The following is a 24,488-nucleotide window of genomic DNA, read 5'->3' as shown; positions in this document are numbered from 1 at the left end:
TTGCTAAAGATCTGTTGGGCCTGTTGCAGGTTTAACTAACAGCTCTGTATTTTTATATTAAATCGAGGCTTATTCTCTGATGTTTTATAATACTAATGTTGGCAACGACGCCTTAAAAGTGGCTATGCGTTGTCTTTGGCGAGGGCTTTGTAGCACCCTCGTTATTATTGCTCTTTTTCTTGTCGCGCCTTTGGTGGTAAAGGCGGAAACGCCAACAGAGGCGCTGTCGTTAACTACAGTTATCGAACGGGTCCAACAACAGCACCCATCCCTTAAAGTGTTTCAGTTTAGAGCTAAGGCACTCGATGGTGCCGCGCAAACACAAGCGCTGACACCGGGTTTTGAAATAGGCTTTGATGCCGACAACATAATGGGAAGCGGCGAGTTTCAAGGCATCGACAGTGCGGAGTTTAGCGTGTCTCTATCATCGGTGATTGAGCTCGGCGATAAACTGGATGCCCGTAGCGGTATTGTCAGTGAACAGCGTGCTGTATTAGATGCTGAGCAAAAAATTGCCGCTTTAAACGTACTAGCAGAAGCGACTCGTCGTTATATTGATGTCTTGGCGGCGCAGTCTCAACTTGAGCTTGCCATTGACTCCTTACTGCTTGCCGAAGAAACACAAACGGTTGTGGCTAAGCGCGCTCAAGCTGCGGTGACATCCGATGCAGAAGTGAAGCGCGCTCAAGCCGCTGTATTCAATGCAAAACTGGTTGCCGAAACTCAGTTGCAACAGCTCGATTACGCTAAATTAGCCTTAAGCATGATGTGGGGGGAATCTCAGGTCGGCTTTGATTCGCTGCAAGGCAACTTGTTTGCCTTTAGTGATGATGTCGCGCTCGAACCATTATTCGAGAAGGTAAAGTACAGCCCAGCTATCACTGCTTATTTAACTCTGGCACAGCTCAAAGAGGCTGAACTACGTTTTGCTAAAACCCAGTCGAGCAGTGATATCAGCTGGTCGGTTGGCGTTAAACAGTTTCAGCAAACCAACGATATGGCATTGACTGCTGGCTTTAGTATGCCGCTGTTTAATGGTGAGCGAAATGCTGGCGAAATCCTTTCTGCTCAAGCGGCAAAAGAGCAAGTGCTTGCTAACCGAGAAGTGGCTTTATTAGCGCTTTATGGCCAGTTATATCGCGCCTATGCTAGCCGTAAACAGGCGATGGTGACGGTTAATCGTTTGCAAGCGAGTGTTATTCCTACCTTAACCTTAGCCCTTGAAGACACTAAACGAGCTTATGAGCAAGGCTTGTATAGCTATCTTGATTATTTAACTGCGCGTGAAGAGCTGTTATTTGCTCGTCGAGCACTGATTGATGCAGCGGCCTCTGCACTGCGTTACGGCGTCGATATTGAGCAATTGATTGCCGAACCACTACCTGCCTCACAACATACTTTCTTTAATGACTTTTCCGATCCAGCAGACTTTTCTAACGCAGCTATTTCTAACGCAGCTAAAGGACACGCAAAATGAGCGCTAACACACTAACAAAATTTTCTCTCGTTCATCTTGCTGTCACTGCGGCCATTACAGCTTGTATGCTTGTTATGCCGGTGAATGCTTCAGATGATCACGCCCATGAGCTTGAACATCAGCATCAAGCAGAGCGTCATGACGAGCACGGACATGATAAGCATGAGGATGAACATGGTCATAAGGATGAGCACGATGATGATCATGGTCATAAGGATGAGCATGGGCATGATGAACACGGCCACAATGAGCATGAAGAGGGCAAAGTGCATATTAGTCCAGAGCAGATGCAGCGCTCAGGTATTGCGACTCAAATTGCTCAAGCGGGTGATATTAAGCAAACCGTTACCGTGTATGGCCGTACCGTATTGCCAGAAGCTGCCAGCAGCCAAGTCAAAGCTCGCTTTGCTGGTTTAATTACTCAAATGAAAGTTAACGTAGGCGATAGGGTTAAAGCTGGACAAGTTATCGCTGAAGTTGAGTCTAACTCAAGCCTAAAACGTTACTCAATCAAAGCACCTATTTCAGGCATGGTCGTTGAACGGAGCGCCAATGCAGGTGAAATGGCAATCGATAATGTATTGCTAAGCATTATCGATGACAGTCGCCTTTGGGCTGAGTATCAGATCTTTCCTGCGCAAATGCGCAGTGTTGCGGTAGGCCAGCAGTTATTGGTCACTGGCACACAGCAGCAAGCTGATTCGAAGCTTGAATATCTATTGAGTGCGCCACAAGGACAGTTATATCAGCTTGCACGTGCACCGCTTGATAATACTAACGGCCAATGGCCGCTGGGCAGTCTAGTGTCTGGTTACGTCACCTTGAGCAAGCAAGCTGTTGGCTTGATGATTGACAACCTTGCGCTGCAAGAAATGGAAGGCCAACAAGTGGTGTTTGTGCGCAATGCAGAAGGTTTTGAAAAACGTGTGGTTGAGCTTGGCCTGCGCGATAGCCAAATGACAGAGGTGTTGTCAGGACTCATAGCTGGCGAAGAATATGCGGTGCAAAAGAGCTTTTTGTTGAAGGCAGATCTTGAGAAATCAAGCGCTGGCCACGTGCACTAAAAGGAGACGACAATGATTGAATCTATATTGCGTCTCTCGATAAATAGACGCTGGATGATGATGTTCCTTGCCATGCTGCTAGTAGCAGTAGGGCTATGGAGCTATCAAAAACTGCCAATTGATGCAGTTCCAGATATTACTAACGTGCAGGTACAAATTAGTACTCGCGCTGAGGGATATTCACCGCTAGAAACCGAACAGCGAATTACTTACCCGATCGAAAATGCGTTAATGGGGATCCCTAAGCTTTCTTATACTCGATCACTATCGCGTTATGGGTTATCGCAAGTAACAGTGGTGTTTGATGAGGGCACAGATCTGTACTTTGCCCGCAACTTGATCAATGAGCGTTTAAACGCGATCAAGGGCAAGTTACCCAGTGATATCGAGCCGGAGATGGGACCGATCTCTACTGGTCTAGGTGAGATCTACATGTACACCATTGAAGCGCTACCGGATGCCAAACAAGCCGATGGCAGCGAGTTTGATGCAACGGCGCTTAGAGAGATCCAAGATTGGATCATTAAGCCGCAGTTAGCTCAAGTCCTGGGTGTTACCGAGATCAATACGATTGGTGGCTATGATAAGGAATACCATATCACGCCATTACCAACGAGCATGCTGCAATACGGTGTGTCTTTGGTCGATATAAAGTTGGCTTTGCAAACCAGTAACAATAATCGTGGTGCAGGCTTTATTGAACGAGAAGGGCAACAGCTAACGGTTCGCTCGGCTGCGCAGCTCAAGACCATTAGCGACATTGAGCAAGTGGTTATTAAGCATATTGATAGTGCGCCTGTCTTTATAAGTGATGTAGCCAACGTAGGCATAGGTAAAGCACTGCGCACCGGCGCGGCAACCCGTGACGGTAAAGAAACTGTACTGGGTAGCGCCATGATGCTGGTGGGCGAAAACTCACGTCAGGTGTCGCTGGCGGTTGCCGCTAAGCTTGAAGATATTAAAGCGTCATTGCCTGATGGCATAAAAGTAGAAGCGGTGTACGATCGCACCACTTTGGTTGATAAAGCAGTATATACAGTACAGAAAAACCTAGTTGAAGGTGCACTACTAGTTATTGTGGTGTTGTTTATTCTATTGGGTAACGCACGAGCCGCACTTATCACCGCAGCAGTTATTCCGTTAGCGATGCTCGCCACTATGACAGGTATGGTGCAAGCAGGTGTTTCGGCTAACCTGATGAGCCTCGGTGCACTCGATTTTGGTCTGATCGTAGATGGTGCGGTAATTATTGTTGAAAACGCTATTCGTAGGTTAGGTCAGGCACAGGTGCAAAATGGTGGGCAGGTGCTTCCTCGTAAGCAGCGTCTGCAACTGGTGTTTGAAGCGACTAATGAAGTGATCCGCCCAAGCCTATTTGGTGTGCTGATCATTACCGTAGTTTACATTCCGCTATTTAGCTTAACGGGCGTTGAAGGCAAGATGTTCCACCCTATGGCAGCAACCGTAGTGATGGCACTGCTTGCAGCCCTAGTTATTTCGTTAACGCTAGTACCAGCTGCTGTAGCGCTGTTTATGACAGGCAAAGTGACTGAAAAAGAGAGTCGTGTTATTACCGCCACTAAATCAGTTTATAAGCCGTTACTCATTGCAGCGATGAAACTGCGTTGGTTGGTACTCGGTGCGGCTATGGCGTTAGTGGGGTTCTCTATCTGGTTGGCAACGACGCTAGGATCTGAGTTTATTCCACAGCTCAATGAAGAAGATATCTTGCTGCAGGCGATCCGTATTCCGGGAACAGGTCTTGAGCAATCGGTAGATATGCAGATGCAGTTAGAAGATCGCATTAAACATTTCCCACAGGTGCTAAATGTGTTCTCTAAGATCGGTACGCCAGAAGTGGCTAACGATCCTATGCCGCCAAATATTGCTGACACCTTTATTATGCTAAAACCGCGTAATGAATGGCCTAATCCTAAGATGAGTCACGACGCTTTAGCGGCTGACATTGTAGCTGCTGTTTCTGGGCAACCGGGTAATAATTTTGAGCTGACACAGCCAATTGAGATGCGCTTTAACGAATTGATCTCAGGTGTGCGCGCTGATCTGGGGATTAAGGTTGTGGGTGATGATCTCGAACAGCTATTAGCTTCAGCTAACGCGATCCATGAAGTGCTAGAAAAGATCGATGGTGTTGCCGATCTGCAAGTCGAGCAAGTCACTGGTTTACCAATGCTCACGATCCAACCTGATCGTATGGCATTGGCTCGCTTTGGGTTAACAGTGGATCAGTTGCAAGATTTTGTTGCTACCGCAATCGGGGGCGAGCAAGCAGGTACTATCTTTGAGGGCGATCGCCGCTTTAAAATGGTCGTGCGTTTACCTGAAGCGATCCGCCAAGATGTAGAGCACTTGCACGAACTGCCAATAATGCTGCCATCAGGCGAGTATGTGCCGCTATCGGAAGTGGCAACGCTCGATATAGCGCCATCGCCAAATCAGATCGGCCGTGAAAACGGTAAGCGCCGAATTCTGGTTAGTGCTAACGTGCGTGGTCGTGATTTAGGTACGTTTGTTAGTGAGGCTAAACAGCAAATTGCTGTACAGGTGGATATGCCTGCGGGTTACTGGCTTGAATACGGTGGTACCTTTGAGCAATTAGAATCGGCAAGTCAGCGCTTATCGATTGTGGTGCCATTAACACTGGCGCTTATTCTAGGTTTGCTAGTCATGGCCTTTAGTTCTGTCAAAGACGCTTTAATTATCTTTACTGGTATTCCACTGGCTTTAACTGGCGGGGTCATTTCACTGTGGCTACGGGATATGCCATTGTCGATTTCAGCAGGTGTCGGCTTTATTGCGCTCTCAGGTGTGGCGGTGCTTAATGGCTTAGTGTTGCTAAGCTTTATTCGCCAATTGTATCAAGAAAAAGGCGAGCTAATACCTGCGATTATTGATGGCGCGCTAATTAGGCTAAGGCCAGTGCTGATGACGGCGCTGGTGGCTGGCCTTGGCTTTGTGCCGATGGCGCTGAATATAGGTACTGGCGCTGAGGTGCAGCGTCCCATAGCAACGGTAGTGATTGGCGGGATTATCTCATCGACGATACTGACGCTATTTGTGCTCCCCATTCTTTATCGTATGGGGCACCAGCGTAGTGAGCATAAGCAAAGTCGTCATAGGTAAGCGAACCCAGCAAGGGTGAGCGAAACTGTGTAGGCCAAAATAGCTTGATTAACAAAAGCCCTGCAATGCAGGGCTTTTTGTGAGTGTTAGTAACTACTGACGCTATGAGCTAAAGCTTACTGAGATTGATTCATGATCCAGTGACTTAATAGACGTACCCCATGCCCAGTGCCACCTATGGGCGTGACACCTTCATCTTTGGCAGCGAGCGCGCTGCCAGCAATATCGAGATGTGCCCATTTTGTATCGCCACTAAATTGCTTTAAGAACACTGCCGCAGTGGTTGCGCCTGGCCCACCATATCCCGCATTTTTAAGGTCGGCAATCGGACTTTTTAATAGGTCTTCGTAGGCTAAAGGTAAGCGCCATAGCTGTTCATCGACGGCGCGACCAGAGAAGGTTAGCTCATCGACTAGGGTGTCATCGTCACTAAATACTGCGGTATAACGTTTGCCCAATGCGCGTACTTTTGAGCCCGTTAAGGTGGCAATATCCACCATCACCTTAGGTTGGTAGTGTGTCCGCGCGTACCACATACCGTCCGCAAGGACGAGTCGACCTTCAGCGTCGGTATTGAGTACTTCGACACTGAGCCCCTCAGCCGTCATCAGTACATCTCCTGGTGCAAAGGCGGTATCTGACACCATGTTGGCAGCCATCGCCATAACGCCGACGACATTGACATCAGCTTGCTGCAGAGCCATAGCTTTTATGGTGCCCAGTACCGCTGCGGCACCCGCCATGTCAGATTTCATCCGTGATATAGAGTCGCCTGTCGCCTTGATGTTGTAGCCGCCAGAATCGAATGTGATGCCTTTACCGACTAAGGCGATAGGTGCATCACTGTTGCCTTGCCAGTGGGCGATGACTAAACGTGCTCCCTCATGTGATCCACGGCCAACGGCATGCAGCGCCCCCATTCCTAATTTTTCAATCTGCTTGGGCGCTAAGATGGTGATCTTTACCCCTAGTTTTTTGAGTGCTTTGGCCGCGTCGGCAAAATCGACAGGCGTCATGGCACTGGGGACCTCCGAGGTGAGGTCTCGAGCTAAAAATACCCCTTTCTCAATGGCGGCGAGTTGCTGATATCTATCTGTTGCGGCACTGGGGTTCGCTACGCTGATTGTGTAGTGTTTTTCTGCAGGCTTTTTCTTAGTGAGGTACTTGTCGAATTGATAAGCACGCAGATTAATACCATGGGCGAGTTCAGCGGCAAAGCTGGCATTACTCACCCCATTGCTTATGTCTGTTGTGAGTAGATGAATATTTTCATTATCTGTTTTTTGAAAGTGAGCGGTGATAGCTGCTCCGAGCTTGTTGATATCACCTGGCTGAAGTTGTGGTTCATTCCCCACGCCGACGACAAGTAAACGCTTAGCGTTAATACCGTGTGGCATGAGCACTTCAACGAGTTGTTTGGCTTCACCCGTAAAACCTTGCAGTGCTAAGGCCTGAGTTATCTGCTGTTTAGAGAGTTCATCAAGGTGTGTTAATTGTGGCGAAGTGGTTTCGCCCGTTTGGAAAACGACTAAGGTGTCGACGGTTTCAGGTTGCTGGTCGACAAACTTAAAGGTTTCAGCATTGGCAGCAAAAACATTCAGTAGGCTAAGGCTTAATATTGAGGGTAAAAGTATTGTTTTAGTTGGCATAATTGTCTCTAGATGACGCTGGATTTTATTTTTAGTTTGTATTGTGAGTGAACGCTGTCTACCTATAGCGTTAGGGATATAGTGTCTTAATTTGTTCAATCAGTAACACGTGAGCTATATGTCGCGACCGTGTGTCACATAAGTGTACAAAATGAAAGTTAGCCGAAACTGAAGCGGGCCAAATCGCAGCTGGCGTAAACTAGGAGGTTCGTTGGCCTTCTTGGAATGAATGGTTTTTCGATAAAGGGCTATAGACAGTCCCTAAAGCTAACAGTAAAAAAGCTGAGCGAACCCTTGCGACTCGGCTTAACGACTTAGGTATTCCACCTCATGTTGTAGAGCACCTATTAGGCCACTCAGTCTCGGGTGTGGCAGGGAGCTACAACCGTAGTCACTATATCAATGAGAAAAAGATAGCGCTTGATAAGTGGCTCGATGAGATACAGGGTGAGGCTGTTGTGGAGAGTGAGAAGGCTTTGTAATTTGTCTTGTCACTTTTTTGTTTTTACCTGCTGTAGCGCGTAAATTAGTTTTAACGGCTCTAGCAGGTAAAGTTGGTTTTACCTGTTTTACCTGTTTTACCTGTTTTAGCGTGTAAAGCTTGATTTACCTGTTATGGCGTGTAAAGTTAGGGAGGGATCGAGTGGATAGGTGGGCCAATCATGAAGGTGACAAACTCAAAACAGCTTAGTGCGTATTTAAAAGATGCGCGATTGAACATGAAGCTGTCGCAAAGCAAAGTGGGCAATAAGGTTGGTATTCGTCAGGATACAGTCTCAAGCTTTGAGCAAAACCCTGACTCTACGAAATTAGAAACGCTGTTTAAGATCTTATCTGCACTTAATCTTGAGTTAGATATCAAGGTTAGAAATCCCGAGCTGGCCCATTCTAGTGTGAAAGATAAGCCTCTTGATGATCATCAAGCTCAAGCCACTGCTCAAAACCAAGAGTGGAAGGAGGAGTGGTAATGGCTGTACTCGATATTTATATGAATGGCTATCTGGTGGGGGAGCTCACCAAGTCGACAACAGGTTCCCACTTGTTTGAGTACGCACCGCAGTGGTTAGATACACAAGGTAGTCGTCCAATCTCCTTATCTATGCCACTTCGAAAGCAAGTGTACAAAGGCGATGAAGTGTATAACTTCTTTGATAACCTATTACCTGACAATATTGAAGTGAGAAACCGGATTGTTGCTCGTCACAATGCTCAATCGACACAAGCATTCGATCTACTGAGTAAAGTTGGACAAGACAGTGTTGGTGCATTGCAGCTAGTACCGCATGGGCAAGCGCCTTTTGAAGTTAAAAAGATTGAAGCCAAACCTTTATCTGATGAGGCATTGGAAAAGGTACTAAAAGGTTACCAGTCAGACATTCCATTGGGCATGTTAAATGATGAAGATGATTTTCGGATCTCCATTGCGGGCGCGCAGGAAAAGACAGCCTTACTTAATCTGGATGGCCAGTGGAAACTCCCTATAAAAGCAACACCCACAACGCATATTATTAAATTGCCTATTGGTGATATACAGAGCCATTCATATCGGATTGATATGTCTGATAGCGTTGAAAACGAATACCTTTGCATGATGATAGTCAGGGAGTTTGGCTTAGCAGTACCACATTGCTCAATAATCAAAGTGGGCGATATAAAGGCACTTGCAGTAGACAGGTTTGACCGTAAGTTATCAAGTGATGGCCAATGGATTATGCGCTTACCGCAAGAGGATTTTTGCCAGACATTAAATGTTCCGCTCGCTAAAAAATATGAAAGCCATGGTGGTCCCGGTATTGAACAGATCATGCCTTATCTAGTGGGCTCTACCAATGCAGATCAGGATAGGCTTGATTTTATGAAGTCTCAGGTCTTATTTTGGTTGCTAGCCGCGACAGATGGTCACGCTAAAAACTTTTCGTTATTTATTGATGCTGGTGGTGGTTATCGGTTAACGCCCTTTTACGACATCATATCCATGTACCCAGTGATAGGTGGTAAGGGGCTCAATATTCGAGATGCTAAGCTTGCTATGGGGCTTAAGGCCAGTAAAGGTAAGAAGTATTCGATAGCACAGATTTTTCCGAGGCATTTTATTCAAACTGCAAAGGCTGTTGGTTTTGATACTGATGTCATGGCTGCCATCTTGATAGAAATAGAAGCTAGAGTCGATGAGGTCATTGACAGGGTTAAAGCTCAGCTACCAGAAGACTTTCCATCACATATTAGGGAGTCGATTCTTGATGGCTTAAAGGATCGGTCGCAGCGATTGAAGGATTTTGAGTGATATGTTTAGAGATCTCCTTTAACTCTTTAGGTGTTTATTAACAGCAAACTCTGCAAAATAAAGAGGGATGACTAGGTTAACTTGCTCAGTGGCTGGTGAGCCCTGAGTCCCTGTTAGCTTAATCGTTTTATGCGGCTGACATTTGCCAATATAGGACTCCAGTGACCTCGCTCTAGTGCGTTTACCGCTTTTTACCTCAATAGGGACAATGCGGCCTTCATCATCAGCGATAATAAACTCTATTTCAGCTCTGGCATCACCCCATGAATATGTTGGGTCGATACCTTGGGCTGCAAACTCCTGCTGCACAAAGTTTTCAGCCACATAGCCCTTGTACTCATAGCCCTGCTGCTTAATCTCTTTGTAGCTCACGCCTAGCATATGGTTAAGCAAGCCAACATCAAACATAAACAGTTTGACCATGTTGTCTTTTTTATAGGCAGCTAACGGACTTTTAGGTGCGCCCTCTATAGGGTAGTTTTTCAATACTAATCGACATTTATCTAACCAAGTAATGGCACTTTCTAATTCACCATAACGAGATTTCCGTTCATGGACGCCTTTAAACTTAAAGCGTTTTACTGATTCGTCTATTACTGCAGATAACTGAGAAGGCACACTGTTAAATACCGCCTCAATGAGTCCTGTATCAACTTTGCCTGAGTACTTGCCAAAGTCTCTTTGGTAGCCCGAAATCAAATCGGCTTGGATATCTGTCACCGCTTCAACACGTTTCAAAATACTCTTGTCAGCCATCGCAAACCAAGTGCTAACGGCCTCAGGCATACCACCTGTGAAATAGTAGTCGGTGAGTTTGTCGAAAAGTTTAGTGTGGGCGGCCGATGCACGCGATTGTGCTTCAAACGCTTTAATCAGTGGTGCTTCATTAGAGGCGATTAAGAACTCATGAAAGGTCAGTGGTCGCAGGTTATGTTGCTCGACTTTACCCACTGGGAAAGTATTAAGTAAGCCGATATTTGAGCCACTAGCCGCAACGAACATATGCGGTGCTTTTTCAGCAAAGTATTTTAGCGCTGTAACGGCGCGAGGGCATTCGCCGATTTCATCTAAAATTAGCAAGTGGGTTTCTGGGTTGAAAATCTCACCAGTTAGTAACTCAATATTTGAAATAACGTCGCTAGGGTTAAGTGATTCAGCAAAAGCTTCAGCCATCTCTGGCGACTCAAGAAAATCAATGCGTAAAACCTGTTCAAATGTTTCGCCTAGCAGAGTTTGCAGCAGATAAGTTTTACCTGTTTGGCGAGCACCATCAATCAATAAGGGTTTACGCTCACTCTTGCCTTTCCACTGTAGTAGTTTATCGAGTAGTAACCTTTGCATGACCATTATTCCAACATTAAAGCGTATCCTTATTACACTTTAATGCGCATTAAAGTGCAAGTTTTTACACTTTTATGCGCATAAAAGTGTGTTTCAGTGATTTTTTTAGCGAGAATAAGTACGGTTTTATGAAGCGTAAAGATAGGTTGCGTGGAGAGCTTATCTGCTTGGGCAGTTAAAGAGCCCTGAGTCGGTTAGCGTTTACGGCGGCAAGATCTGGGAAAAGCTACAACACGAGAAGAAGTGGACCTTGCACGATTTAAGGAGAACCCTCGCGACTCGACTTAATGACTTAGGTATTCCACCTCATGTTGTAGAGCACCTATTAGGTCACTCTGTCTCAGGTGTTGCAGGGATCTACAACCGCAGCCACTATATTAATGAGAAAAAGGTAGCGCTTGATAAGTGGCTTGATGAGATACAGGGAGAGATTGTAGTAGAGAGCGAGAAGGCTTGGTAGTTTGTTTTAGCATATGAGCAACTTGAGTGGAATGATAGTCATCGTTTAACCCTTTCAGTTAGTTAGCCGCTACTTTTAGTTTTACATTGGTTAGAGGGATGTCAGTTCTTCATATTTTTCCGTGTGTAGCACGCATAGCAAAACGGGCTTTCCATTGCTGGAAAGCCCGTTTCAATACAACATGTTAAGAATTGCTTCTTAGTTCATGCCGTACTTTTTCAATTTTTTGCGTAGAGTACCACGGTTGATACCTAGCATGTTGGCAGCGCGAGTCTGGTTGCCACGAGTGTGCTGCATGATGATATCTAGTAGAGGTGCTTCAACTTCACATAACACCATTTCGTAAACTTCTTCAGCTTCTTGGCCGTCCATTTGAGCGAAAAAGTTAGTTACTGCGCGCTTAACTGCGTCACGTAGTAACTGAGGCTTGATAGTCCCGTTAGCGGTTTCGATTTTGCCTACGGTAAGCTGGTGAGCTTCTGGTTGAGTTGTCTGATCAAACATTCGTATTCTGCTCTTTATTAATTCTTTACTAATTCATCAAAATAACGTTCCAACATGGAACATTGGTCTTCAACAGTTTCCAGCCGATTGAAGTCGGCTCTAAATGGTCTCTGTGCTTCTTGGTCCAGATACCATCCAACATGCTTTCTGGCGATACGTAAACCTTTGTACTCGCCATACAATGCATATAAGTCTTTGAGGTGTTCCAGCATCACTTGACGCTTTTCGTCCACTTCAATGGGCGCTAGCTTATTACCTGTTTCCAAGTAATGTTGGATCTCTCTGAATATCCAAGGCCTTCCTTGAGCACCTCTTCCTATCATTAGAGCATCGGCGCCCGTTTGGTCGAGCACATATTGTGCTTTCTCAGGGGTGCAGATATCTCCGTTTGCTACAACAGGAATAGAGACTTTCTGTTTAATAGCGCGGATAGTGTCGTATTCGGCGTTGCCTTTATACATGCATTGTCTCGTGCGGCCGTGAACGGCTAATGAGGCGATGCCACAATCTTCTGCTATTTGAGCTATTTCAACACCATTACGATGTTCTGGCGCCCAACCAGTGCGAATTTTCAGGGTCACAGGCACATCTACTGCAGCAACGACAGCTTGTAAAATTGCTTTTACTTGCTCTGGATACTGAAGTAGCGCAGATCCCGCTAGCTTCTTATTCACTTTTTTTGCAGGACATCCCATATTGATATCGATGATTTGAGCCCCTTGTTGCACGTTGACAACAGCGGCGTAGGCCATCATATCTGGATCGGCACCTGCAATTTGTACTGAGCGAATCCCATCTTCACCAGCATGTGCCATGCGCTGGCGGCTTTTATCTGTATCCCAAACCTCAGGATTAGACGAAAGCATCTCCGATACGGCTAAGGCTGCGCCATAGCGTAGGCAGAGATTTCGAAAGGGTTGGTCGGTGACTCCTGCCATAGGAGCCACGATCAGCTGATTCTTCAGTTGATAGGGTCCAATCTGCATTTATCATTACACCTTGCGCTTCAAAGGGGCGCTATAGTACGCCTTTTTCAAGCCTGTGAAAAGGTCAATAAATGACCTGAGAGCAACTTTTTTACTTGACTTTTGCTTGGTGAGAAGTAAACAGCGGCCTTACAGCCGCTGGCTTTTACCGCTATTTACGGGTGCCTGTCAAGCGGCTCCAATCCTCTTTGTGAGCAGGTTCATCCATGACGAACCACTGTGTATAATGCTCACAGATCTCCTCGGCTTGCTCTTTAAGTAGGCCTGATAGCGCGAGCAAACCGCCTGGTTGTACTTTTTCGGCGATCAGTGGGGCTAATTCTCGTAAAGGACCAGCTAAAATATTGGCGACGAGGACTTCGGCTTTGAGGTCTTGTGGCTGATCTTCTGGCAAGAAGAGAGCTAGCTTATCGGCAACATCATTGCGCTCTGCATTGGCTTTAGAAGCATCAATCGCTTGGTAGTCGATATCGATACCTGTGACTTTAGAGGCGCCTAGTTTCAGTGCTGCGACAGCGAGAATACCTGAACCGCAACCGAAATCGATAACCTCTTTATCCGCTAAGTCTAAGCTGTCGAGCCATTCAAGACATAATGCCGTAGTCGGGTGTGTACCGGTACCAAAGGCAAGACCTGGGTCGAGCATCACATTGACGGCTTGTGGGTCAGGGACTTCACGCCAGCTTGGGCAGATCCATAAGCGACGGCCAAATTGTATTGGATGGAAGTTGTCCATCCACTCGCGTTCCCAATCTTTATCTTCGACCTGCTCAATTTTGTGGCTGAATGTCTCGCCAAGGTAAGGTTGAAGTTTCAACATCTCTACGATTGGATTGAGATCGTAATCGGCTTCAAATAACGCGGTCAAAACGGTATGACTCCAAAGTGGAGTTTCGCCCAAGTTTGGCTCATAGATTGGGGTGTCTTTGCCATCTTCATAGGTGATCGACAGTGCACCAAAAGCCATGAGCATGTCGCTTAATAGGTCGGCATGTTGGTTGTCGGTATCAATTTTTAACTGGATCCAAGCCATGGGATCTTCTCTCTTGAGTCAATAATGGCGTTATTGTAAACCATGCAGTGGTTAAAGGCCGAGTGTTCTGTAATGGTAATTTGTCATCACAGCAGAAAATATGAAGTTTCAAACGGTTAATACCATAAATCTGTAAAGATTGTATTGTTTGAAATGGCTGTTTAAATTATTGAAATTTATTGGTTAAATGGTTTTACCTATGTTTGTATTTTGGCAATTGTTTGTGATCGCCGTCAAATGATTGCATCGGCCTTGGTGAGCTTAGTCACGCTTTGTTTGTTTGAGTATTTTAAGTGATAACCTTACTGGTATGGTGTAGATCCCGACACTAGGCGTATTAAGATCATGAACGTTAAAAGCTTGCAATCTCACCATACCCATTATGCTTCACTTGGAAGCCCTTGGTCCGCAAAAGCAGACAAGGTACAGAGTATTACCGGTATCTTGCTTGGCTGCTTCTTACTGGCGCATCTGCATTTTGAATCGAGCATTTTGCTGGGTAAGAAAGCCTTTTATCATGTGGTGCAGTTTCTAGAAGGCGGTATGTTTAGCAGTACTGGCCACGGTTTTCCGATGGTGACTAAACTTTTCTCTATTTTTATCTTAATCGTGGTGATGCTACATGCGCTGGTGGCGCTGCGTCGATTCCCTGCGCAGCTTGGTCAGTGGCGGGCACTAAGACGGCACATGAGTGGCATTAACCATAAAGATAGCCATGCGTGGTTTTGGCAGTTGGTTACTGGCTTTATTCTATTTTTCTTAGCGCCTGTGCATATCTTTACCATGATCACTAATCCCGAGATTGGACCGCATCTGTCGGCTGAACGTGTTTATCATGCCAACGCCTGGTTACTGTATGCCTTATTGCTGCCAGCGGTAGTGATCCACGCCATGATTGGTCTTTACCGTGTGGCGGTTAAGTGGGGATTGACGGCTAATAGAGCTGGGCTGCGTAAGGTTGCCAAAGTCTTGATTGTCTATCTGATTAGTATCGGATTACTGAGTCTTATCTCCTACATTTTGATTGGTCGAGAGCTGAGCTTACCTATCACACCATTTGTACCTTGATCGTGAGCACTGTGTCATAAATTAGTGTTTTATGAAGTATTCGATAGTGTTTTGATCTATCTCACGGTTTTGCTTGGGTTTGTGAGCGACATTAGGTGTAAGTGTTTTTGTTTTCGATGGAAACATCACTTATTTCTCGTACTGCGTGGGAGTGTATATGTCGCTAAACAATAAAAAGAATTTAAGCGGATGGCTCGACATGAGCCAGAGTCTATCGGGTGTTATTTTAGCCGTGTTTCTGTGGACCCATCTGGTGTTGGTCTCATCCATCTTATTGGGTGAAGATGCCATGACTTTTGTCGCTAAAACCATGGAGCTGAGTTTTCTGAGTGAAGATGGCCATGGCTATCCGTGGGTGGTTTCACTTATCGCTATCGGTGTTGGCCTGCTAGCATCCATACATGTACTGGTTGCGATGCATAAATTGCCATTAAGCTTGCAGCAGCAGCGTGCCTTAAGGCAGCAGATGAGTGTGATTAACCACGGCGATACTAAGTTATGGGTCTGGCAAGCGATTACGGGTGTAGGCATTTTGTTGCTGTTACCCGTTCACCTTTGGTTAATCGGCAGTGCACCAGAAACCATTGGCCCTGCTGGCAGCGCCGATCGCATTTGGAACCAAGGTGTGTGGATGGTTTATCTACCACTACTTTTATGTGTGGAGCTGCATGCCGCTATAGGTATCTACCGAGTGGCAATTAAATGGGGCTCAGAGCGTGCACTCAATAGCCGCGACAGAATTAAAAAAATTAAAACCATAGTTAGCGTTGTGTTTGTGGTGATTGGCATAGCATCGCTATTAGCTTTTCTCCCTTATGCATGATCGATAACTGATAACGTAAACCTTATACCTCACAACTCTACCGCCCTATTTAAGGAGCAAGCGTGAAACTGATATATACCGATTCTCTCGTTGTTGGCGCAGGGCTGGCAGGGCTAAGAGTCGCCATTGCCTCGAAAGAGCGAGGACTCGACACGGTCGTTCTGTCACTGATCCCCGCAAAGCGATCACACTCGGCTGCGGCCCAAGGCGGGATGCAGGCAAGTCTTGGCAATACAGTAAAAGGCATGGGCGATGATGAAGATGTCCATTTCCAAGATACTGTCAAAGGATCGGATTGGGGCTGTGACCAAGAGGTCGCTCGGATGTTTGCTCATTGTGCACCTAAAGCGGTGCGAGAGCTGGCCAACTGGGGCGTGCCTTGGACACGGGTAACCAAAGGCCCACGTGAGGTCGTGGTCAATGCCGAAAAGGTAACCATTGAAGAAGCTGAAGCGGCTCACGGACTCATTAATGCCCGTGATTTTGGTGGAACCAAGAAGTGGCGCACTTGTTATACGGCAGATGGCACTGGTCACTCATTGCTTTACGCCGTTGACAATAAAGCGATTTCATTAGACATCCCTGTCCATGAGCGTATTGAAGCCTTGTCATTAATCCATGATGGTTCGCGTTGTCATGGTGTGGTGGCACGCTGCCTTATTACTGGAGAGCTCAGGGCTTATATCGCCAAGTCGACCACCATTGCGACAGGTGGTTATGGGCGCATCTATGAGGTTTCAACCAATGCGATTATCTGTGAAGGTATTGGTCAGGCGCTGGCACTGGAAACCGGTGTTGCCAAACTGGGTAATATGGAAGCGGTGCAGTTTCACCCTACAGCAATTGTTCCTGTGGGGATTTTGACCACTGAAGGTTGTCGTGGTGACGGTGGGTTATTACGTGACAAAGATGGCCATCGTTTTATGCCAGATTATGAGCCAGAGAAAAAGGAGCTGGCTTCGCGCGATGTGGTATCCCGCCGTATGACTGAGCATATGCGTAAAGGCAAAGGGGTAGATAGCCCTTACGGCCCACACCTATGGCTAGATATCACTTTACTTGGTCGTAAGCATGTTGAGACTAATTTACGTGAAGTAAAAGAGATTTGCGAAAACTTTTTAGGTATCGATCCGGCCAAAGACTGGATTCCGGTTAGACCGACGCAGCACTACTCAATGGGCGGTATTCGCACCGACGCAACAGGTCAGAGCCCACATTTGAAAGGCTTATTTAGCGTTGGTGAAGCGGCGTGTTGGGACATGCATGGTTTTAATCGCTTAGGGGGCAACTCACTGGCTGAAACCGTTGTGGGCGGTATGATCATTGGTAAATATGTTGCCGACTTCTGTGAGCAAAATGCCTTAGAGATCGATACGGCGCTGGTGGATAAATTTGTTACTCAAGTACGCAGTGAAATTGATGATCTGGTTGAAGGCCAGGGCAGCGAATCTGCATTTGATATTAAGCTTGAGATGCAACGAATTATGATGGATTACGTTGGGATTTTCCGTAACGGCCTAGAGCTTAATAAGGCCGTTGAAGCGCTGCAAGCACTGCTGCTTCGTTCTCGAAATATCGGTTTAACTTGTAAGAAGCGCCATGCAAACCCTGAGCTGGTGGAGGCGCTGAGAGTTAAGCGGATGCTTAAAGTAGCGCTTACGGTTGCGTGTGGTGCCGAGGCTCGCACAGAAAGTCGCGGTGCACATGCCCGAGAAGATTTCCCACAGCGAAATGACAAAGACTGGCTTAACCGCACATTATCGAGCTGGCCGAGTCATGATGCCACGCTGCCAGCGCTTGATTACGAACAGCTTGATGTGATGACGATGGAGTTGCCTCCGGGGTATCGTGGTTATGGGATTAATAATGCCATTGCGCACCCAGACACGGAAAAACGTGAGCAGCAGATCATCGATATATTGAGTAAGTTGCCTGATGAGGCAGACAGGCATGCACGACAACATGCGTCAATGCCCTTTGAAGTCCCCCCTTCTCTACAAGAGAAAAATGAGCGCCTACATGAAAAATCGCTGAGCAATCGCGCGCAGCTTGGAGATGAAACGAAATGAGCCAAGGCAGAACCTTAACCTTCAATATTTTCCGCTATGATCCGCAGGAACCGGGTGATAAGCCTAAAATGGTTAAATACCAGATTGAAGAAGCGCCTGGGATGACAGTGTTTATTGCATTGAATATGCTGAGAGAGAAACAAGATCCTTCACTGCAGTTCGATTTTGTTTGCCGAGCAGGGATCTGTGGCAGTTGTGCCATGGTGATTAATGGGTTTCCCACCCTCGCGTGTCGTACCTTAACCAGTAAATATCCTAAAGCTGAGATCACCTTAATGCCACTGCCTGGTTTTGAGTTGATTGGTGATCTGTCAGTCAATACGGGTAAGTTTATGCGGGAGCTCGCTGAGCGTTTGAAGTTATGGTTGCATCCAAAAGCTGATGAAGTCGATATTCATCGCATTGAAGCCCCTATGGCACCAGAAGAAGCGGCAAAGCTGTATGAGCTGGAACGTTGTGTTGAGTGCGGTGTGTGCGTCTCGGCCTGCGCCACCAAACAGATGCGTGATACGTTTGTTGGTGCGGTGGGCATGATGAAGATCGCTCGGTTTGAGCTAGATAGCCGTGATACCCGCAGTGTTGAAGACTTCTATCATGTGATTGGCAATCAAGATGGGGTATTTGGGTGTATGACCTTGCTTGGTTGTCAGGATAACTGCCCCAAAGATCTACCGCATATGCAGCAAATCGCTTATTTGAGACGTAAAATGGCGACCGCTTTGGTTTAGTCCTCTTCTTTACTGTCCAGTAAAAAGCCTGCTAAATGCAGGCTTTCTTTTTAGGTCGATAAAATTTAGCATGAACAAACCGTTACCACTCGAGCGCTTTATTGATGCAATTAGCTGACTTAATCTTGTTTGTTCGTGTTGCCGATTGTGGCAGTTTGACCGCAGCAGCGCAGGAGTTGGAGATATCGACGGCGGTAGCGAGTGCAGGCCTGAAACGTTTGGAGAAAGCGCTCGATACCGTGTTGTTTATTCGTAGTACTCGCAGTTTACGCTTAACTGAAGCGGGGGAGCGTTACCTTAGTTACTGCCGCTCGGCCCTAGAAGATCTTCGTTTAGGAGAGCAGGCGCTTGCCAGTATTAAAGATAAAATTTCAGGTACATTAAGTATCGCGTTACCTTCTGATGCCGGGCGCAACTTTATTTTGCCTTGGTTAGATCTATTGATGGATGAACATCCGCAGTTGCAGCTAAGGCTTCATCTAGCCGATAGCTTGACCGACTTTTATCATGACAAAATTGATGTGGCGCTGCGTTCAGGCAATCCTAAAGATTCTAATTTAGTCGCCTTTAAAATTTGTGCTGCCCAGCGTGTGTTGTGCGCCTCGCCTGACTATATAAACCGCTATGGCAAGGTCGCAACACTTACCGATCTAGAAAAACATAACTGTTTGTTTTTTATGTTAGATGATCGGAGACATGATCAGTGGTGTTTCTATCAAGATGGACTGGCGCACAAGGTACGGGTATCGGGAAATCGAACATGTAATGATGCTGAAGTCGCGCGCAAGTGGGCGATTGCAGGCAAGGGGATGGTATATAAATCATCGTTAGATTTAGCCGATGATCTTGCGAGCAGTCGGCTGGTACCATTGCTCGAGCAGTATACTGGTGAAAGTGCGGATCTCTATCTTGTCTGCCCTGGTCGGCAGCATGTCACGCCACTGGTGTTACTGCTGCGGGATCATTTGCGTGAACTGTGTCAGCAAAGAATGAATCACTTTTTCAATAAACAGTGAATGGCTGCGCTATAAAAAATGCCGCTGAACTCAATTGAGTTAGCGGCATTTTCGTGAATCTTTTTGATTAGCTCTTAGCGCGTTTCATTGCAGTAAAGAACTCATCATTGGTCTTGGTCATTGCCAGCTTATCGATAAGGAATTCCATACCGCTCACTTCATCCATTGGATTAAGGATTTTACGTAGGATCCACATCTTCTGTAGCTCATCAGGTGTGGTCAATTTCTCTTCACGACGAGTACCAGAGCGATTAAAGTCAATCGCTGGGAAAACACGTTTTTCAGCAGCTTTACGAGAAAGGTGTAACTCTTGGTTACCAGTACCTTTAAATTCTTCGTAAATAACTTCATCCATTTTGGAGCCAGTATCAACCAATGCTGTCGCAATAATGGTTAAGCTACCGCCATGTTCAATGTTACGTGCAGCACCGAAGAAACGCTTTGGACGATGTAGTGCGTTAGCATCAACACCACCAGTAAGTACCTTACCTGATGATGGGATAACCGTATTGTACGCACGAGCAAGACGGGTGATTGAATCCAGTAAGATAACAACATCTTTCTTGTGTTCAACCAAACGCTTGGCTTTCTCAATAACCATTTCCGCTACTTGTACGTGACGGCTGGCTGGTTCATCGAAGGTCGAAGCAATAACTTCACCTTTTACCATGCGTTGCATTTCTGTGACTTCTTCAGGACGTTCGTCAATTAGCAGTACCATCAACACCACTTCAGGGTTGTTGTAGGTGATACTTTGCGCCATGTTTTGCAGTAATAGTGTCTTACCTGCTTTTGGCGGCGCAACAATCAAGCCACGTTGACCTTTACCTATAGGTGAACACAGATCAAGAATACGCGACGTGATATCTTCTGTTGAACCATTAGCACGCTCCATACGCATACGCTCTTCAGCATGCAGAGGGGTAAGGTTTTCAAATAGGATCTTATTACGAGAGTTTTCAGGCTTATCGAAGTTAACTTCGGTTACTTTAAGTAGGGCGAAATAACGTTCTCCCTCTTTTGGAGGACGAATCTTACCGAAGATACTGTCACCCGTGCGCATATTAAAGCGACGGATTTGGCTCGGAGATACATAGATGTCGTCTGGACCCGCTAGATAAGAACCGTCAGAGCTACGTAGGAAACCAAAACCATCTTGAAGAATCTCTAAAACCCCACCACCGAAAATATCTTCGCCGCTTTTTGCGTGGGCTTTAAGGATTGAGAAAATAATGTCCTGCTTGCGAGCGCGGGCCATATTTTCGAGCTTCATGTCTTGGGCGAGTTGTACTAAATCTGAAATCGACGTGTTTTTTAATTCTGATAAATTCATCTTGGTGGGTCTTGTTTTTTACGTGACAATGCCATCTTTGATCTATGGTAGTGCTGATTTAAAGAATATTGATCGGATAGCAAGGAAGTGGGTTAGTTAGAATGAGTCTGGTTATTAAAGTAGCACTAACGAGGCAAGGCGTCTAGAAATTTAGCGACTCCCGACACAATTACTTGATGAAGCTGTGTCGAGAATCACTTTCTATGAGCAAAATGTCATAGGGATCGGAGCATTAGCTGTTTGCTTCGATAAACTCTTTAAGCTGAGTTTTTGATAACGCGCCGACTTTAGTGTCAGCAAGCTCACCATTTTTGAACATAAGCAGCGTAGGGATACCACGTACGCCGTACTTAGCTGGTGAAGCGTTGTTTTGATCAACATTTAGTTTAGCGATAGTAACCTTACCAGCGTATTCATCAGCTACGTCGTCTAGGATTGGGGCGATCATCTTACACGGACCACACCATTCAGCCCAAAAATCAACCAGTACAGGGATCTCTGAGTTGATTACGTCGTTTTCGAAGCTGTCGTCAGTTAAGGTAATAATTTTATCGCTCATGATGTTCTCCAGTTAGGGTGCCATTGCTGGTTTGTTAATGGCTTAACCTGTATATTGGGACTGAAATTTGCTTTTCAAGATATTTTAGCGGCTTTCAGAGGTCTTTTTTTATTAGCCGCTATTTCAAACGATTGAGTTTCTTATTGCAACCCTAACTGGTATGCTGGCGCTATGAGCGAAACACATTTATCAAATCAAAAGTTTGCCGACTTTTCTCTTCATCCAGAGATACAAAAGGCACTAATCGAAAGCGGCTTTGAATATTGCACGCCAATTCAAGCATTATCATTACCGATTTTACTTCAGCACAAAGATATTGCGGGTCAAGCGCAAACAGGTACAGGAAAAACCTTAGCGTTTTTAGTTGCGACCTTTAACCACTTACTTACTACCCCAATTCCTGAAGGTCGTGAAACCAATCAGCCACGCGCTATCGTGATGGCACCGACCCGTGAACTTGCTATTCAAATTGCCAAAGATGCCAACTTACTTGCCAAACACACAGGCTTAAAAGTTGGTATTGTCTATGGCGGCGAAAGCTATGAGGTGCAGCGCAAAGTACTCGACAAAGGTGTCGATATTTTGATTGGTACCACGGGCCGCATTATCGATTATGTGCGTCAAGGCATTATCAATGTTAGTGCTATTCAGGCTGTTGTGCTTGATGAAGCTGATCGTATGTTCGACTTGGGCTTTATCAAAGATATCCGCTTCCTGTTTAGACGTATGCCTGATGCTAAGTCACGTTTAAATATGCTGTTTTCTGCGACATTGTCAATGAAGGTACAGGAGCTGGCTTATGATCATATGAATGAGCCTGAGAAAGTCGAGATTGCACCAAGCGAAAAGACATCGAAAAATATTACAGAAGAGATCTTCTATCCTTCACAGGAAGAGAAGATGCGCTTGCTGCTGACCTTGATTGAAGAGGATTGGCCTGAAAAAGCGATCGTATTCTCAAATACCAAGCACAGCTGTGAAAACCTTTGGGCATGGCTTGAAGGTGACGGACATCGTGTCGGTTTGCTCACTGGTGATGTGCCGCAAAAGAAACGTATTCGTATTCTTGAGCAGTTTACCAGCGGTCAACTAGATATCTTGGTGGCAACTGATGTGGCGGCTCGAGGCCTACATATTTCTGATGTATCACACGTCTATAACTATGATCTTCCTGATGATTGTGAAGACTATGTACACCGCATTGGTCGTACTGGTCGTGCTGGTCAAAAAGGGGCTTCAATCAGTTTTGCCTGTGAAGAATACGCGCTTAACCTACCTGCAATTGAAGGCTACATTCAGCATTCGATTCCTGTGACCAATTACGATAGCGAAGCACTGTTGGAAGATATTCCGACACCTGTACGCATTCATCGTAAGCATACGCCTCGTCCAGGTGGTCGTTCAGGAAGTGGCAAGCCACAAGGTGGTCGTCCTGGTGCTCGTCCAAGACGTCATGATAGGACACGTAGACATAGCTAAATGATCAGCTCTCCCTCGTTGCCGCGTTATGCGGCCATTACCTTAGGTTCAAATAGTTTTAATATGCTGGTGGCGCAGACCGTCGCCGGCAAACCTAAAGTCGTGGCCAAATATAAGCGTAAAGTGCGCTTGGCCGAGGGAATTTGTGCTGATGGTATGTTGAATGAAACCGTGTTTGCTCGCGGACTCGATTGCCTCGAGATGTTTGCCAATATGCTCGATAAAGAGGGAGTCAGTCGCGACAATATCGCAGTTATTGCTACTGCAACGCTTCGAAGTGTGACGAATGCCGATGACTTTTGTGCAGCGGCGTTGCCGATACTCGGTCACCCGATTGAGATCATTACTGGACTGCGTGAGGCTGAGCTTATCTATCAGGGTATGGCTGCCACTACTCATGGTGAAGGGCGACGTCTAGTTATCGATATCGGTGGCGCCAGTACCGAGTTTATTATCGGTGATGGTACGCAATTATTGCTTAAAAGCAGCTTGCCGATGGGCTGTGTGACCTTTAACCATCAATTCTTTAGTAGTTTTCCCTTTCAGCAATTGGATTTCGATGCTGCTCAACGCCAAGTTGAATTAGCATTAGGAACCTATCGTGGCGAACTGATTAAGTATGGTTGGCACGGCGTAGTTGGCGCATCTGGCACGGTTCAATCTGTGGTGGAATTGCTTAACGCACGAGGCTTGTCTGAGACCATTACTCCTGCAGTACTTAAACAATTGCAACAAGAGGTGTTTGCTCAGAGTGATATCAGCATGAGGGATATCATTGGTTTGCACCCTGAGCGCGCCCCGACTTTTGCATCTGGCATCGCTATTCTGCTCGCTCTTTTTAACCTGCTTAACATCGAATCACTGCATCTATCTGGTGGTGCCTTACGTGAAGGTGTATTACAGCAGCTTGCAGACCGTATTGTAAGCAGTGTAACGGCTAGCGTTTAACCTCTATCCTCTCTTTTAATCTACTGATCTATCAATCTTATCTGGGTTAATTACTCAATTAACTGCCGCTGTGGATAGTGTTCCTATCTTCGCTCTTTTCTTACGTCTTGTTTTAAAGCCTGTCAAAAACTCATTTAGTTAACATTCGCTTATTGTATATTGAAGATTGTATAAAATATGTATGTAGTGGCATAGTTAATTTGGCCATCTAGTATGAGGTGATATCATCACCTCATAAGTTAACAGGTGACACTATGACGAAACGTACAAGAAGACTTTTTAGTGCTGAGTTCAAACTCGAATCTGCTCAATTAGTTTTAGACCAAAATTACTCCATTGTTGAAGCGGCGAAAGCAATGAATGTGGGCAAGTCGACCATGGAAAAATGGGTTCGACAGTTAAGAGAAGAACGACAAGGTAAGCAACCGAAAGCATCGCCTATAACGCCCGAACAGATTGAAATACGAGAGCTGAAAAAGCAACTGGCTCGCCTCCAGGAGCATAATGAAATATTAAAAAAGGC

At 46.0% G+C, this 24,488-nt stretch carries 21 protein-coding genes; 14 read left to right on the top strand and 7 right to left on the bottom strand.

The window, feature by feature from the left end; translation table 11 throughout:
- Positions 1 to 79 precede the first annotated feature (79 nt).
- Genes L876_RS0114730 through L876_RS0114720 form a run of 3 tightly spaced genes read left to right on the top strand, consistent with a single transcriptional unit; the run spans position 80 to position 5,685 of the window.
- Positions 80 to 1,477, top strand: coding sequence for a TolC family protein (locus L876_RS0114730; protein ID WP_028764508.1), 1,398 nt, complete (start codon positions 80 to 82; stop codon positions 1,475 to 1,477).
- On the top strand, positions 1,474 to 2,541 hold the full coding sequence (locus tag L876_RS0114725; protein WP_028764507.1) for an efflux RND transporter periplasmic adaptor subunit: 1,068 nt from the start codon (positions 1,474 to 1,476) through the stop codon (positions 2,539 to 2,541). The genes L876_RS0114730 and L876_RS0114725 overlap by 4 nt, the downstream gene beginning before the upstream one ends.
- A 12-nt stretch (positions 2,542 to 2,553) precedes the next feature.
- Positions 2,554 to 5,685, top strand: coding sequence for an efflux RND transporter permease subunit (locus L876_RS0114720; RefSeq protein WP_028764506.1), 3,132 nt, complete (start codon positions 2,554 to 2,556; stop codon positions 5,683 to 5,685).
- Positions 5,686 to 5,801: 116 nt separating this feature from the next.
- Here the strand turns inward: L876_RS0114720 and L876_RS0114715 are convergent, their stop codons facing one another.
- Positions 5,802 to 7,334, bottom strand: a complete 1,533-nt coding sequence (locus L876_RS0114715) for a leucyl aminopeptidase (RefSeq protein WP_028764505.1) — start codon at positions 7,332 to 7,334, stop codon at positions 5,802 to 5,804.
- A 662-nt stretch (positions 7,335 to 7,996) separates the two neighbouring features.
- On the opposite strand from L876_RS0114715, the gene L876_RS0114710 reads away from it, so the two are divergent.
- Both L876_RS0114710 and L876_RS0114705 read left to right on the top strand, forming a co-directional pair.
- Entirely contained in the window at positions 7,997 to 8,302 is a 306-nt protein-coding gene (locus L876_RS0114710) for a helix-turn-helix domain-containing protein (RefSeq protein ID WP_028764504.1), read from the top strand.
- Complete coding sequence (locus L876_RS0114705) at positions 8,302 to 9,618, top strand: type II toxin-antitoxin system HipA family toxin (protein ID WP_028764503.1); 1,317 nt, start codon at positions 8,302 to 8,304, stop codon at positions 9,616 to 9,618. The genes L876_RS0114710 and L876_RS0114705 overlap by 1 nt, the downstream gene beginning before the upstream one ends.
- Before the next feature lie 18 nt (positions 9,619 to 9,636).
- Here the strand turns inward: L876_RS0114705 and L876_RS0114700 are convergent, their stop codons facing one another.
- The gene (locus L876_RS0114700) at positions 9,637 to 10,959 is read right to left on the bottom strand and encodes an ATP-binding protein (RefSeq protein WP_028764502.1); all 1,323 of its coding nucleotides are present in this window, start codon (positions 10,957 to 10,959) and stop codon (positions 9,637 to 9,639) included.
- Between the two features lie 163 nt (positions 10,960 to 11,122).
- On the opposite strand from L876_RS0114700, the gene L876_RS0114695 reads away from it, so the two are divergent.
- The gene (locus L876_RS0114695; RefSeq protein ID WP_081730722.1) at positions 11,123 to 11,419 is read left to right on the top strand and encodes a tyrosine-type recombinase/integrase; all 297 of its coding nucleotides are present in this window, start codon (positions 11,123 to 11,125) and stop codon (positions 11,417 to 11,419) included.
- A 198-nt stretch (positions 11,420 to 11,617) separates the two neighbouring features.
- Here L876_RS0114695 and fis read toward each other — a convergent pair whose 3' ends face one another.
- From fis to prmA, 3 genes are all read right to left on the bottom strand, one after another.
- Positions 11,618 to 11,923, bottom strand: a complete 306-nt coding sequence (fis, locus tag L876_RS0114690) for a DNA-binding transcriptional regulator Fis (protein ID WP_011864135.1) — start codon at positions 11,921 to 11,923, stop codon at positions 11,618 to 11,620.
- A 17-nt stretch (positions 11,924 to 11,940) separates the two neighbouring features.
- Complete coding sequence (gene dusB / locus L876_RS0114685; protein WP_028764500.1) at positions 11,941 to 12,909, bottom strand: tRNA dihydrouridine synthase DusB; 969 nt, start codon at positions 12,907 to 12,909, stop codon at positions 11,941 to 11,943.
- A gap of 151 nt (positions 12,910 to 13,060) precedes the next feature.
- Positions 13,061 to 13,942, bottom strand: coding sequence for a 50S ribosomal protein L11 methyltransferase (gene prmA / locus L876_RS0114680; RefSeq protein WP_028764499.1), 882 nt, complete (start codon positions 13,940 to 13,942; stop codon positions 13,061 to 13,063).
- A gap of 345 nt (positions 13,943 to 14,287) precedes the next feature.
- On the opposite strand from prmA, the gene L876_RS0114675 reads away from it, so the two are divergent.
- From L876_RS0114675 to L876_RS0114655, 5 genes are all read left to right on the top strand, one after another.
- Positions 14,288 to 15,010, top strand: a complete 723-nt coding sequence (locus L876_RS0114675; protein WP_037428872.1) for a fumarate reductase cytochrome b subunit — start codon at positions 14,288 to 14,290, stop codon at positions 15,008 to 15,010.
- Between the two features lie 157 nt (positions 15,011 to 15,167).
- Entirely contained in the window at positions 15,168 to 15,833 is a 666-nt protein-coding gene (locus L876_RS0114670; protein WP_069671565.1) for a fumarate reductase cytochrome b subunit, read from the top strand.
- Between the two features lie 62 nt (positions 15,834 to 15,895).
- Positions 15,896 to 17,902: a fumarate reductase flavoprotein subunit gene (locus tag L876_RS0114665; RefSeq protein WP_028764496.1), complete on the top strand. Its 2,007-nt coding sequence runs from the start codon at positions 15,896 to 15,898 to the stop codon at positions 17,900 to 17,902.
- Complete coding sequence (locus L876_RS0114660; protein WP_028764495.1) at positions 17,899 to 18,630, top strand: fumarate reductase iron-sulfur subunit; 732 nt, start codon at positions 17,899 to 17,901, stop codon at positions 18,628 to 18,630. The genes L876_RS0114665 and L876_RS0114660 overlap by 4 nt, the downstream gene beginning before the upstream one ends.
- 104 nt (positions 18,631 to 18,734) lie before the next feature.
- Positions 18,735 to 19,646 carry a LysR family transcriptional regulator gene (locus L876_RS0114655; RefSeq protein WP_028764494.1) on the top strand — a complete coding sequence of 304 codons (912 nt, stop codon included), beginning with the start codon at positions 18,735 to 18,737 and terminating at the stop codon, positions 19,644 to 19,646.
- Positions 19,647 to 19,713: 67 nt separating this feature from the next.
- Here L876_RS0114655 and rho read toward each other — a convergent pair whose 3' ends face one another.
- Positions 19,714 to 20,979, bottom strand: a complete 1,266-nt coding sequence (rho, locus tag L876_RS0114650; RefSeq protein ID WP_028764493.1) for a transcription termination factor Rho — start codon at positions 20,977 to 20,979, stop codon at positions 19,714 to 19,716.
- 232 nt (positions 20,980 to 21,211) lie between these two features.
- Positions 21,212 to 21,538 (bottom strand): thioredoxin TrxA, encoded by a 327-nt coding sequence (trxA, locus tag L876_RS0114645; RefSeq protein WP_028764492.1) that lies wholly within the window; start codon positions 21,536 to 21,538, stop codon positions 21,212 to 21,214.
- Between the two features lie 171 nt (positions 21,539 to 21,709).
- Between trxA and rhlB the strand changes: the two genes are divergently transcribed.
- The 3 genes from rhlB to L876_RS0114630 form a co-directional block, all read left to right on the top strand.
- Positions 21,710 to 23,017, top strand: a complete 1,308-nt coding sequence (gene rhlB, locus L876_RS0114640) for an ATP-dependent RNA helicase RhlB (protein WP_028764491.1) — start codon at positions 21,710 to 21,712, stop codon at positions 23,015 to 23,017.
- The gene (locus L876_RS0114635) at positions 23,018 to 23,965 is read left to right on the top strand and encodes a Ppx/GppA phosphatase family protein (protein ID WP_028764490.1); all 948 of its coding nucleotides are present in this window, start codon (positions 23,018 to 23,020) and stop codon (positions 23,963 to 23,965) included. It abuts the gene before it with no gap.
- Between the two features lie 254 nt (positions 23,966 to 24,219).
- The coding region (locus L876_RS0114630) for an IS3 family transposase (RefSeq protein ID WP_028764489.1) at positions 24,220 to 24,488 on the top strand (269 nt) is incomplete at its 3' end.

The organism is Shewanella colwelliana ATCC 39565, assembly GCF_000518705.1.
GTDB classification, from domain to species: domain Bacteria; phylum Pseudomonadota; class Gammaproteobacteria; order Enterobacterales; family Shewanellaceae; genus Shewanella; species Shewanella colwelliana.
Note: the sequence above shows the minus strand (reverse complement) of the source record. Positions and strands in the feature narration are given on the sequence as shown.